Below are 11,108 nucleotides of genomic sequence, written 5' to 3' on the forward strand. Positions count from 1 at the left end.
GGGGCGAGCGGTGGGCGGCCGGTCGGGACTCCCGACCGGCCGCCCGTGTTGTCCGAGCTTGCGGAATCCCGCGCCGCGTGTGTCATACCGGCTGACGCATGCTCAATCACCGCTGTGCGGACGCCTATCATCGCGCCATGGCCACCGCTGAGCTGATCCGCATCGTCTCCCGCTCCTCACCCATGGCGCTCGCCCAGGTCGAGCGGGTCCGCACCGAACTCGCCGCCCTGCAGCCGGGCCTGCGCACCGAGGTGGTGCCCGTCACCACCTCGGGCGACCGCTGGACGGGTGATCTCGCCCAACTCGGCGGCAAGGGCGCCTTCACCAAGGAGGTCGACGCGGCGCTGCTCGCCGGGGAGGCCGACGTCGCCGTGCACTGCCTCAAGGACGTACCCGCCGACCGGCCGCTGCCCGCCGGCACCGTCTTCGCCGCCTACCTGCGCCGCGACGACATCCGCGACGCCCTCGTCCACCCCGGCGGCCTGCCGCTGGCCGCCCTCCCGCCGGGCACCCGGATCGGCACCTCCTCCGTCCGCCGGGTCGCCCAGCTCGCCGCCTCCCACCCCCATCTGGAGTGCGTCCCGATCCGCGGCAACGCCAACAGCCGGCTCGCCAAGCTGGACGCCGGGGACGTCGACGCACTGCTGCTCGCCGTCTCCGGCCTGGAGCGGATCGGCCGGCCGGAGCGGATCACCGAGGTGCTCGGCATCGAGGCGATGTGCCCGCCGATCGGCGCCGGCATCCTCGTCCTGCAGTGCCGCGAGGGCGACACCGCGACCATCGAGGCGGTCACCGGCCTCGGCCACCGCGACACCTGGCGCGAGGCGGCGGCCGAGCGGATGTTCCTGCACGCGCTCCAGGGCCACTGCAACAGCCCGATCGCCGGCTACGCCCGGGCCGAGCGGGACGGCCGCCTCTCGCTGCGCGGCCGCGTCTTCACCCCGGACGGCAAGCGGGTGCTGGACGCCCACGAGTGGGCGGGCGCGCTCAGCCCGGAGGACCTCGGGACCTCGGTGGCGCTGGCGCTCAAGCGGCAGGGGGCGCAGGAGCTGATCTCCTCGATCCCGCACTGAGGCCCGGCCTCCGGGCCAGGGGTGCCGCGGTCGGTTTTTCCCCGTCGGAGCGAGAACCGGGCGGGTGCCCGGGGCGTCCGTCTGAGGCGTGATCAGTACGGTGCTCGGCGGGATGCCGATGTTCTGGCCCGGGCTGCTGCTCTCGCTGGTGCCCGCGGCCCTGTGGAACCGGCCGGTGGGGCGGTTGCTGCGAGCCCACTGGGTGGTGGGCTTCGTGCTGCTGCTCGGCCTCGGCGGGGTGGTCGTGGCGACGCTGCTGCCGGACGCCTTCCGGCTCACCGAGGGCGCCGTCCGGCACTGCGCCGTGGAGGGCGGCAGGCCGCGCTCGCCGTACGAGCTGCTGCACGTGCGGCACATCGAGCTGAAGCTGGCGACCTACGCCCCGGTCGGCTTCGCGGCCGCGCTGGCCGGGACGCGGCGGCGGGCGGTGGTGGCGCTGGTGGGTGCGGCGGTGCTGCCGTTCGCGGTGTCGGCGGTGCACTACGCGGTGCCGGCGATCGGGCGGGCCTGCGATGTGCAGGACGTCTGGGACGGGGTGCAGGGGGTCGTCCTGGGGGCGGCGCTGGGGCTGGTGGCGGGGCCGCTGGTGCGGGCGGTGCGGTCGCGGTCGCGCGCTGTCTGAGCTACTGGTCGAGGAGCGGGAAGAGCCGGGCGACGGCGGCGACCGGGCGGGCCCCGGCGGGCCGGGTGGCCGGGTCGGTGTCGCGACCCCGGTAGCGGGCCAGCACCCGGCGGAACTCCTCGGCGACGGCGGCCAGTTCGGCGGGGGTCAGATGGACGACGGCGCTGAACGCCTCGTCCTGCTGCCACTCGGCCGGGGCCTCGGCGCGCCGGGCGAGCCAGTGCCGGTGGCTCTCGTCCTCCAGACCGCGCGCCAGTTCGCCGAACCCGCCGTCGGTCTCCGCCCGTCGGGCTGTCGGCAGCCGCCACGGCCGGGCCCGCCCGTCGGTGGCCGGGGCCTCCTCGATCAGCCCGTACCGGGCCAGTTGCCGCAGGTGGAACGAGCAGAGGCCCGAGCTGAGGCCGAGCCGGGCGGCGGCCTCGGTGGAGGTGACGGTGCCGTGCTCGGCGAGCAGTTCCAGCAGCGCGGTGCGGACGGCGTGCTCGGGGAGGGAGCCGGTTCTGACGAGGTCTTCGGTCACTTTGCAAAGTCTGCTACTTTGCAAAGCTGACAGCAAGTCCATCGAGGGAGTGCCTGTGTCCGAGCTGCGCGAACGCCCGACCGTCCTGCGGATCACCGAGGTGGGGGAGGAGATCCTGCGCCGCACCTGCCGCCCGGCCACCGAGGAGGACTTCGGCAGCGAGCGCCTCGCCCGGCTGATCGACGACATGTTCGCCACCATGCACGTCGCCGACGGCTGCGGCCTCGCCGCCAACCAAGTGGATGTCGACCTGCGCCTGTTCGTCTACGACTGCCCCGACGACGACGGCGTCCGGCACATCGGCCACATCCTCAACCCGGTGGTCGAGGAGCAGGAGCCCGGGCGCGCGCTCATCGAGGAGACCGAGGGCTGCCTCTCCGTCCCCGGCGCCAACACCGGGCTCGCCCGCCCGGCCCGGACCGTGGTGCGCGGGTTCAACCAGCACGGCGAGCCCGTCACCATCGAGGGCACCGGCTACTTCGCCCGCTGCCTCCAGCACGAGACCGACCACCTCAACGGCGGGCTCTACATCGACCGGCTCTCCGCCCGCGACCGCAAGCGGATGATGAAGCAGACCGCCGACCGCCGGGAGAAGGTCTTCGCCGAGCGCGCCACCAGGGCCGCCAAGGCCGCGCGTTGACCGACCCCGCGTCGAACGACCCCGCGCACCTCGCCGCCGTCCGGGACTCCTACGACACCGTCGCCGCCGACTACCTCCGCCTCGTCGTCCCGCCGGAGGGCATGGACCCGGTGTCCCGGGCGATGCTCGCCGCCTTCGCCGAGCTGGTACGGGAATCGGGCGGCGGCGAGGTCGCGGACCTCGGCTGCGGACCGGGGCGGGTGACGGCGTACCTGGCGGGGTTGGGGCTGTCGGCCTTCGGGGTGGACGTGTCCGGCGGGATGGTCGCGCTCGCCCGCCGGGCCCACCCCCGACTGCGCTTCCTGCACGGCTCGATGGCCGCACTCGACCTGCCCGACGGCGCCCTCGGCGGCATCCTCGCCTGGTACTCCGTCCACCACACCCCGGCAGATCAACTGCTCGGGCTCTTCACCGAGTTCGCCCGCCTCCTCGCGCCCGGCGGCCACCTCCTCCTCGGCGGCCACGTCGGCGAGCCCCAACTGCTGCGCCCGGCCCGGGCGTACGGCCACCCGGTGACGTACGCCTCGCACCTCGTCCCGGCCGGGCGGCTCGTCGAACTCCTCGAACAGGCCGGGTTCACCGTCACGGCGCGGGTGGAACAGCCGAACCCGCAGCGGGAGGACCGCTCCTACGTGTGTTTGCTGGCCCGCGCTTCGAGCGGACGCTGAGCCCCGCACCGGCGCGGCCTGCCGGGATTCACTGGGAGGGTGCAGGCTCCCGCGCGAGCCGGCATCGGATCGGGGACGATCGAACCGTTCCCCAGCCCGGCCGATCCTTCCGCGATCCGCGACGCCGCCCGGGCGAACGGGGTCATCCGGTACGCCGAAGGAGCCGCCCCCATGAGCCGCTGCATCACGGACGTGAACATCCTCGATCCCTACGAGCATCAACCGGTTCAGGTGCCCACCGGCTGGCACAAACTCGACACCGACCTCAACAGCGGCGCGTCGGGCGACTTCCTGTACCTCGTCTACGAGCGGTGCGACCAGGACCGCCCGATCACGGACATCCGCATCCTCGTCGGGGACGAGAAGCCGTCCGAGGGCTACGAAAAGATCCCCGTGGACCTCAACAAGGGTGCTGTCGACAAGGACTCGAAACCTCATCCGCTCTTCATGGCGGTGACCCGAACGGCCGTCGCGGGGCACGGGCCCATCGAGGACCTGCTGATCACCTCCTGGGGCGAGCACGACCCGAAGGTCGAGCCGCCGTCCGGTTACAGCAGGATCGACACCGATCTGAACAAGGGCGTCGGCGGGGCGTACATCTACCTCGACCGCAGACCCGCCGCGACCACGTGAGGGCTCCCCGCTGGGCGGTCCGCGTCGCACTCGCCGCCGCCCTGGCGGCAGGTATGCCGCCCCTCGCCTCTGCCCCGTCGGCCTCGGCGGCGAACTGTCCGACGCTGGACACGCGGCTGACCTGGTACGGGGACAACCGGCAGAAGCTCCAGGAGTTCATCGACGCGTCCGGCGGCTGCACCCACCCCGGTGCGCACCCGCTGGCCCTGTTCGACTGGGACAACACGCTGGTGAAGAACGACGTCGGCGACGCGACGATGTCCTGGCTGCTGCGCAACGACAAGGTCCTCCAGCCCGCCGGTCAGGACTGGTCGACCACCAGCCGCTATCTGACCACCGAGGCCGTCGCGGCGTTGAGCGAGGCCTGCGGGGACGCCGTCGCGGCCGGGAGCCCGTTCCTCACGAACACGAACGCCGGGTGCGCGGCCGAGATCCTCTCGGTGTACGCCGAGCACACCACCACCGGCGGTGCGGCGGCCTTCGCGGGCTACGACCACCGGCGCATCAACCCCGCCTACGCGTGGGGCGCGCAACTCCTTGCCGGGCACACGCTCGACGAGGTCGCGGGGTTCGCCCGCCAGGCCCGGGCGGAGAGCCTGGCGGCGTCCCCGTCGGACTCCGCGCAGGCGATCCGCACCGTCTGGGTGCGGTACTACGAGCACATGCGCGACCTGGTCGGCACCCTGCGGCGGGCGGGCTTCGACGTGCGGGTCGTCTCCGCCTCCCCGGAACCCGTGGTGCGGGTCTGGGCCGAAGACCTGGAGTTCGCCGCCGATGAGGTGATCGGGATCCGCAACAAGACCGAAAGTGGCAAGCTGACAGCCCACTTGGCCGACTGCGGCGGCGCGCCGGCGGACTCCGTGATCACCTACATCGACGGCAAGCGCTGCTTCATCAACCAGGACATCCGCGGAATCCAGGGCCAGGCCGCCTTCCAGCGGGCGCCCGAGGCCGAGCGCCAGGCCTTCGCCGCCGGGGACTCCACCACCGACGTTACCTTCGTGGGCGATGCGACGGGACTCCGTCTGGCGATCAACCGGCAGGCGCCAGAGCTGATGTGCCACGCCTACCGCAACGAGGACGGGAAGTGGCTGGTGAACCCGATGTTCATCGACCCCCTGCCCGCCCTGCCCTGCCGGTACCCCTGCTCCACCACGGCCTACACCGGGTCGGACGGCGCGGCGGGGCCGGTGCGCGACGACGCGGGCGACGTGATTCCCGACCAGGTCGACGCCGTCCACTGAAAAGGGAAATCTTGCTCCCCGGGAAAGATTAATCCTGTACGAACTTCTGTCGATTTCCCGAAAATGCGACCCGCAGTGATCGGGCGTACGCTGACTGTGGTGCTGAAGCGCGGTCACCCGAATCGACCGCTGGGCGCCGAAAAGACACACGACCCTGAAAGGGATCCATCATGGGATTCAGTCACGTGGATGCGGTCATGGCCGTCCCTGACAAGCCGACCCAGTTCTGGGTGTTTTCCGGCAGTAAGTACCGGCGCATCGAGATCGAGGTCAAGAGCACGCACCCGTACGGGGACAGGTTCATCCAGGAGGGCTCGATCCGGTCGGACTGGCCCAGCCTGTCCGACTTCACCACGGTGGACGCCGTCATGAAGGTTCCGGACGGCAGCAACGAGTACTGGGTCTTCTCCGGTGACCAGTTCGTCCGCATCAACGTGGCCGACGGCGAACCGCACGAGGACAAGAAGGTCTACGGGCCGGCCCCGCTCAGCGAGTGGAAGAGCCTCACCCAGAACTGACGCTTCGCCGAGGCGGACCGCCCGGCCGGTTACCCGGCCGGGCGGTCCGCGCGGAGCCGCGAAAGCACCCAGGGAGACGAGAATGTCCGACAAAACAGTCCCACCCGACCTTCCGCCCTCGGTGATCGAGGCGATGAAGCGCAAGCCGCCGGCCGGAGGGCTCGGGGCGGTCAAGCACGTGGTCCTCCTGATGCAGGAGAACCGCTCGTTCGATCACTACTTCGGCAAGGGGGTCGACGGCGTGCGGGGGTTCGAGGACCGCAACATGGTCCTCCTGCCCGACGGCAAGAAGTCGGTCCTGGAGCAGCCGGGCTCACAGGGGCCGGAGCAGTGGGAGATTCCCACCGGAGATGTGGACAAAGGCCTCAACCACAACTGGGACGGCGGCCACGACGCCTGGCACGGAGGCTGGTACGACCGCTGGGTGGCGGTCAAGACGGTCGACACGATGGGCTACTACGATCAGCCCGAGGTGGTCGGGCTCTACCGGAAACTGGCTGACGCCTTCACCATCTGCGACAGCTACCACTCGTCCGTGATGGGCGAGACCACCAGCAACCGCAACTACCTCTTCTCCGGATTCGGCGGCTGGGAGCCCACCGGGGAGCGCGTGACCGGCTCCGAAGCCCACGGGCGGGAGAGGCCTCCGGGGGCCCCGGGGGCCTACAACTGGACGAGCTACCCGGAAATGCTGGAAGCCAACGGCGTTTCCTGGCAGGTCTACCAGGAGTGGGACAACTTCTACGACAACAACCTGGAATTCCATGACAGGTTCAGACGGATTGCCGCCGCCGTCCTGAAGGGGATGCCCAAGACCTACGCGAGCACGTACAACTTCTACCACCCCGTGGATAAAGACGAATTCCCTCCCGGGCCGGACGACATCAGCCAACCCGATCTCGACGCTCTGGACACCCAGGTCAAGAAGCTCTCCGATGCCGACCGGAGCCTGTTCGAGCGTGCGCTGCGCCGTCAGCGGCCCAGCAAGAACGGAGGCGGCGTCGACAACGTCCGCGGCTTCGTCCAGGCGTTCAAGGACGACATCACGGCGGGCAAGCTCCCGCAGGTGTCGTACCTGGTCTCCTCGGCGCGGGACTCGGAGCACCCCGGGAACTCGTCCCCGGGCTTCGGTCAGCAGATCGTCTACCAGGTCCTGGACGCCATCGCCTCCAAACCCGACGTGTGGGACTCCACCATCCTGTTGATCAGCTACGACGAGAACGACGGCCTCTTCGACCACGTCCCGCCTCCGGTACCGGCGCGACAGTGGGCCGACGAGTTCGTGGACAACGTGCCCATCGGGTTGGGGACCCGGGTTCCCATGATCGCGGTCTCCCCGTGGACGATCGGTGGCTACGTCAACTCCCAGGTCTTCGACCACACCTCGCAGGTCCGGTTCCTGGCGAACTGGCTGGACGTGCGCCAGCCGGCGATCAGCCGGTGGCGCCGCACGGTGGCGGGCGACCTGTCGTCGGTCTTCGACTTCGACCGCACTGCGGCTGTCACGAACCCGTACAAGGGCTCCGGCCCCCGCCCGGCGCGGCCGCTGCCCTACCAGCCCGACGCCTACGGCATGCTCGACGCCGCCGCGCAGACCTTCTTCCTGCGAATGTACAACAGCGGCAAGGCCAGTGCGCACCTCGCGCTCTACCCGTACGCCGGCGAGTACGACACCCCCCAGCACTTCGACGTCCTCGGCACCGCCGCCGAGGCCGTGCCGGTCAAGAATGGCGCCTACAACTTCACCCTCACCGGGCCGAACGGCTTCCGCCGCGAGTTCGCGGGCGAGACCACGGGTGACGCGGCGCTTGTCGATGTCGCCACGACGGCGGACGGGGCCACCCGGGAGCTGAAGCTGTCGATCGCCAACCGGGGCGCGTCGGCCCTCAAGGTGAAGCTGACTGCGAACGCTTACAGCAAGGTTCCCGCAAAGGAGTACGACGTCCCCGCGAACGGGCAGCCTGTCGTGGTGACTTGGGACACCGAGGACGCCCAGGGCTGGTACGACCTGACCCTCACCGTCGACGGGGACTCCTCCTACCGGCGCCGCTTCATGGGCCACATCGAGAACGGCAAGGAGAGTGTCAGCGGCTGACGCACGCCGGCCCGGGCCCGTACAGAGCGGATCTGTCGGGTGGGGTCGGGTGGCAGCCGGTACGCCAACGGCCCGCCGCCGGGAAGGCGGTGGGCCGTTGCGGGGAGGTCCGGAAGGTGTCAGACCTCGGTGGTGGCGGCGAACTTCACGAAGGCCGCCCAGGTGGCCGGCTCGAAGGCCAGCTGGGGGCCGCTCTTGTCCTTGGAGTCACGCACGTGGACGACACCGGGGGTGCCGGCGACCTCGACGCAGTTGGCGTCCTCGTTGGTGCTGTAGCTGCTCTTGAACCACGCCAGCTCGGCCATGCCTACCGCTCTCCCAGAATCGCTTCGATCAGGGCCAGGGACTCCCTCAGCCCCAGGGCCTGGGCCCGGATACTGCTGTACCGTGCGGCCATATTACGGACTTCCGCCGGATCCGTGATCAGACGATTCACGTGCTGCGCCGCGGCATAGCCGATCTGCGGCCGACCGGGCGGGGTCAGCAGCGCGAACGAGCCACTCATGCCCGCGTGGCTCATCCGGTCGAGCGGCATGACCTGGAGCTCGGGGCCCCGCATCTGCCCCACCTTCAGCAGGTGCTGGAGCTGCTCCTTGTGCACGTTCCACCCGCCCAGCGGGCGCCGCAGCACGCTCTCGTCGATCACCCACGTCACCACCGGCAGCGGCCAGCGGGTCAGGATCTCCTGCCGGGCCAGTCGCGCCGCCACCCACTCGTCGATCTGCTCGGGCGAGAGGATCGGCCGGCGCATCTCGTACAGGGCGCGGATGTACGCCTCGGTCTGGAGCAGTCCCGGGATCACCATCGTGTCGTAGTTGTGGATCTCGATGGCCCGGTGCTCCTCCGAGGTGAAGGCCTTGGAGTAGGCCGGGTGGCGCTCGCTCACCCGGACCTTGGCCTTCATCACGTCGTCCGCGATGACCCGCAGGGCGCCGCCCGCGTTGATGATCGGATCCACCTTCGTCAGGAACTCGATCCTCGCCGTCCGCACCCCCCGCTCCATCGCGCCGATCTGGTCCTCGCTGTAGCCGGTCAGCTTGGCCAGCTCCTTCTGCGTGATCCCGGCCCTCTCGCGGAAGTGCTTGATCAGCTTGCCCACCGCGCTGTAGAACTCCGCGACCCCGTCCGAGTTCTCCGCCGTCTCACCGTCATCGAACATCGTGCGTTCGACGCCAGCCATGTGTACCACCCGCCTTTGCGACCGATTGATCCGAGCCGACCGACAAGTCGGCCCTCCGTGTCCGTACAGGCACTCTCCGTGCTCGCCCGGCTCCTGGCCAGGGTACTTCCGCCCCGCCACGCTTACTCCCATGACGACCGAAAACCCCCTCGACAACCCCCGGTCCCGTACCGCCACCCTCATCGCCTCCCCCAAGGGCGCCGCCATCTGCCGTCGCCTGGCGCGACGTCAACTCATGGACTGGGAGCTGGACTCCACGCACACGGAACCGTTCCACTGCGCGCTGCTGATCGTCGCCGAGCTGGCCGCGAACGCGATCACGCACGGGCGTCTTCCGGGGCGCGGGTTCGAGGTTCACCTCTCGCTCACCACCTCCGTGCGCCGGGGCGCCACCCTGCGCATCGAGATCAGCGATCCCCGGGGGGACAGGCTCCCCGTCCTCCCCGCCGTCCACACCCCGAACGCCCAGACCGGCCGTGGCCTCACCCTCGTCGACGCCCTCTGCCACCGCTGGGGCACCATCCCCCGTCACCCCAACTCCAAGACCGTCTGGGCCGAACTCGACCTCGTCGAGGCCCCCGAGGCGCCCGAGGCCTCCGACGGGCCCGACGCGCCCTGAACCCCGCGAGACCCCACCGATCCTCCGAGTCACCAGGGGTGGGAAGTCGGCCCGTCCGACTTCCCACTCCTCCTGTCGATGCCCTGGGCCCGGACCATCCCAGGTTTGTGGGATGTCCCCAGGCCGACCGCCGCTGCCAGGATGTGCCGCACGGAGCCGAACGCTCCGGCCGGGCTTCGGAGTTCGGGCTCCGCGGGCTGTCGCGGGGCTGCGCCGGAGCACCCGGCTCTCCGGCAGAGAGATCCACATCCATGAAGATCCGTCGACTGGCCGCCACCGCGCTCGCCGCGGCAGTGCTGGCCCCCGTGCTCGTCCTGGCCACCGGCGCCGAGGCGAACGCCTACCCGCGGCAGCTGTCCAAGAGGGAGCAGTGCACCGCGGCGTGGAACGTCAACTACTGGTCCGGTGGCGAGTCCTTCGCCCGCGGCCAGTGGAGGGCCTGCATGGGGGGCTGACCGCCTCCGCGGCCCCTGGCGCCCCGAGCGCCTCAGCACCCCAATGGGCCACAGGGCAGGAGTGGGAAGTCGGCCGGTCCGACTTCCCACTCCTTTCTGCGTGGTGCCCGCCCGGCGTCCCGTGCCCTCTCGGCCCCCGGTGGCGTTAACCCGGTGACGATCACTCGGAACGCGAAGGAGACCGCCGTGGAACGACGTCGAATCCGCAACGCCGTCCTGGGAGCGTGCAGCGCGGCGGCGGTCATGGGAGTGCTCGTGCCGGCGCAGCCGGTCCGGGCCGCCGAGGCCTTTCCCCGCCCCGCGCTTCCGCTCGTGACGGACCAGGCGTTCCACGACGATGCCCTCCGGACGCACAACCGGTACCGTGCCGCACACAGCGCCCCGCCCCTGACGCAGGATCCCGAGCTCGTCGGGTACGCCGAGCAGCGCGTCACCCGCCTGAGCACCGGTCACAAGCTCGACCTGGTGAACGAGGGCCGGGTCAAGGGCGTGGGGGAGAACGTCTGGTGGGGCTGGATCGGGTCGGTCGAGCCGGGCACCGAGCCGGCCGCGGCACATGTCGCCGTGGACCGCTGGTACCAGCAGGGCCGCGACTACCGGTACGACCAGCCCGGCTACGACCAGAACCCGGGGACGGGCGGGTTCACCCAGGTGGTGTGGAAGGCAACGACCCGCATCGGCTGCGCCCGGGCCGCCGGCGCGGGGACGGCCGACACCAAGGACGGTCTGGAGTCGTACATCGTGTGCCTGTACAAGGAGCCGGGCAACATCGACGACCCGGCCGCCTACCGGCAGAACGTGCTGCGGCCGGTGGACGGCTGACCGCCGCCCGGGCACAGCC

At 70.7% G+C, this 11,108-nt stretch carries 14 protein-coding genes; 11 read left to right on the forward strand and 3 right to left on the reverse strand.

The annotated features are described in order from the left end of the window. The first annotated feature begins 137 nt into the window (after nucleotides 1-137). A complete protein-coding gene (gene hemC, locus ACGFSC_RS35130; RefSeq protein WP_359915461.1) occupies nucleotides 138-1,073 on the forward strand; it encodes a hydroxymethylbilane synthase in 936 nt (311 codons plus the stop codon). 88 nt (nucleotides 1,074-1,161) lie between these two features. Further along, nucleotides 1,162-1,695 carry a hypothetical protein gene (locus ACGFSC_RS35135; RefSeq protein WP_359915463.1) on the forward strand — a complete coding sequence of 178 codons (534 nt, stop codon included), beginning with the start codon at nucleotides 1,162-1,164 and terminating at the stop codon, nucleotides 1,693-1,695. A 1-nt stretch (nucleotide 1,696) separates the two neighbouring features. Here the strand turns inward: ACGFSC_RS35135 and ACGFSC_RS35140 are convergent, their stop codons facing one another. Then, a complete protein-coding gene (locus ACGFSC_RS35140; protein ID WP_359915464.1) occupies nucleotides 1,697-2,215 on the reverse strand; it encodes a winged helix-turn-helix domain-containing protein in 519 nt (172 codons plus the stop codon). A 49-nt stretch (nucleotides 2,216-2,264) separates the two neighbouring features. Between ACGFSC_RS35140 and def the strand changes: the two genes are divergently transcribed. The 6 genes from def to ACGFSC_RS35170 all read left to right on the forward strand — a co-directional run bounded on the left by def (nucleotide 2,265) and on the right by ACGFSC_RS35170 (nucleotide 8,013). Further along, nucleotides 2,265-2,855 carry a peptide deformylase gene (gene def / locus ACGFSC_RS35145; protein ID WP_392864501.1) on the forward strand — a complete coding sequence of 197 codons (591 nt, stop codon included), beginning with the start codon at nucleotides 2,265-2,267 and terminating at the stop codon, nucleotides 2,853-2,855. Continuing rightward, on the forward strand, nucleotides 2,852-3,523 hold the full coding sequence (locus ACGFSC_RS35150) for a class I SAM-dependent methyltransferase (protein WP_359915467.1): 672 nt from the start codon (nucleotides 2,852-2,854) through the stop codon (nucleotides 3,521-3,523). The genes def and ACGFSC_RS35150 overlap by 4 nt, the downstream gene beginning before the upstream one ends. Before the next feature lie 171 nt (nucleotides 3,524-3,694). Beyond that, nucleotides 3,695-4,156 carry a hypothetical protein gene (locus ACGFSC_RS35155; protein ID WP_359915469.1) on the forward strand — a complete coding sequence of 154 codons (462 nt, stop codon included), beginning with the start codon at nucleotides 3,695-3,697 and terminating at the stop codon, nucleotides 4,154-4,156. Then, on the forward strand, nucleotides 4,153-5,400 hold the full coding sequence (locus ACGFSC_RS35160) for an HAD family hydrolase (RefSeq protein ID WP_359915471.1): 1,248 nt from the start codon (nucleotides 4,153-4,155) through the stop codon (nucleotides 5,398-5,400). Before ACGFSC_RS35155 ends, ACGFSC_RS35160 begins: the two co-directional genes overlap by 4 nt. Nucleotides 5,401-5,570: 170 nt before the next feature. After that, nucleotides 5,571-5,918: a hypothetical protein gene (locus ACGFSC_RS35165; RefSeq protein ID WP_387692935.1), complete on the forward strand. Its 348-nt coding sequence runs from the start codon at nucleotides 5,571-5,573 to the stop codon at nucleotides 5,916-5,918. 82 nt (nucleotides 5,919-6,000) lie between these two features. Next, nucleotides 6,001-8,013: an alkaline phosphatase family protein gene (locus ACGFSC_RS35170; RefSeq protein WP_359900030.1), complete on the forward strand. Its 2,013-nt coding sequence runs from the start codon at nucleotides 6,001-6,003 to the stop codon at nucleotides 8,011-8,013. A 119-nt stretch (nucleotides 8,014-8,132) separates the two neighbouring features. Here ACGFSC_RS35170 and ACGFSC_RS35175 read toward each other — a convergent pair whose 3' ends face one another. Both ACGFSC_RS35175 and ACGFSC_RS35180 read right to left on the reverse strand, forming a co-directional pair. Continuing rightward, nucleotides 8,133-8,318, reverse strand: coding sequence for a DUF397 domain-containing protein (locus ACGFSC_RS35175; protein WP_359900032.1), 186 nt, complete (start codon nucleotides 8,316-8,318; stop codon nucleotides 8,133-8,135). Nucleotides 8,319-8,320: 2 nt separating this feature from the next. Beyond that, the gene (locus ACGFSC_RS35180; protein WP_359900034.1) at nucleotides 8,321-9,193 is read right to left on the reverse strand and encodes a helix-turn-helix transcriptional regulator; all 873 of its coding nucleotides are present in this window, start codon (nucleotides 9,191-9,193) and stop codon (nucleotides 8,321-8,323) included. 130 nt (nucleotides 9,194-9,323) lie between these two features. Here ACGFSC_RS35180 and ACGFSC_RS35185 point away from each other — a divergent pair, with 130 nt between their 5' ends. The 3 genes from ACGFSC_RS35185 (at nucleotide 9,324) to ACGFSC_RS35195 (ending at nucleotide 11,089) form a co-directional block, all read left to right on the forward strand. Continuing rightward, nucleotides 9,324-9,812 carry an ATP-binding protein gene (locus tag ACGFSC_RS35185; protein ID WP_359900035.1) on the forward strand — a complete coding sequence of 163 codons (489 nt, stop codon included), beginning with the start codon at nucleotides 9,324-9,326 and terminating at the stop codon, nucleotides 9,810-9,812. A gap of 251 nt (nucleotides 9,813-10,063) precedes the next feature. Beyond that, complete coding sequence (locus ACGFSC_RS35190) at nucleotides 10,064-10,267, forward strand: hypothetical protein (protein WP_359900037.1); 204 nt, start codon at nucleotides 10,064-10,066, stop codon at nucleotides 10,265-10,267. 186 nt (nucleotides 10,268-10,453) lie between these two features. Next, a complete protein-coding gene (locus ACGFSC_RS35195) occupies nucleotides 10,454-11,089 on the forward strand; it encodes a CAP family protein (RefSeq protein WP_359900039.1) in 636 nt (211 codons plus the stop codon). The last annotated feature ends 19 nt before the right edge of the window (nucleotides 11,090-11,108 follow it).

It is taken from the genome of Kitasatospora sp. NPDC048715 (assembly GCF_043198905.1).
GTDB classification, from domain to species: Bacteria; Actinomycetota; Actinomycetes; order Streptomycetales; family Streptomycetaceae; genus Kitasatospora; species Kitasatospora lactacystinica.

Coding starts and splice junctions, on each gene's coding strand:
- hemC (WP_359915461.1), top strand. CDS start 138: ATGGCCACCGCTGAGCTGATCCGCATCGTCTCCCGCTCCTCACCCATG.
- ACGFSC_RS35155 (WP_359915469.1), top strand. CDS start 3,695: ATGAGCCGCTGCATCACGGACGTGAACATCCTCGATCCCTACGAGCAT.
- ACGFSC_RS35165 (WP_387692935.1), top strand. CDS start 5,571: ATGGGATTCAGTCACGTGGATGCGGTCATGGCCGTCCCTGACAAGCCG.
- ACGFSC_RS35170 (WP_359900030.1), top strand. CDS start 6,001: ATGTCCGACAAAACAGTCCCACCCGACCTTCCGCCCTCGGTGATCGAG.
- ACGFSC_RS35175 (WP_359900032.1), bottom strand. CDS start 8,318: ATGGCCGAGCTGGCGTGGTTCAAGAGCAGCTACAGCACCAACGAGGAC.
- ACGFSC_RS35180 (WP_359900034.1), bottom strand. CDS start 9,193: ATGGCTGGCGTCGAACGCACGATGTTCGATGACGGTGAGACGGCGGAG.
- ACGFSC_RS35185 (WP_359900035.1), top strand. CDS start 9,324: ATGACGACCGAAAACCCCCTCGACAACCCCCGGTCCCGTACCGCCACC.
- ACGFSC_RS35190 (WP_359900037.1), top strand. CDS start 10,064: ATGAAGATCCGTCGACTGGCCGCCACCGCGCTCGCCGCGGCAGTGCTG.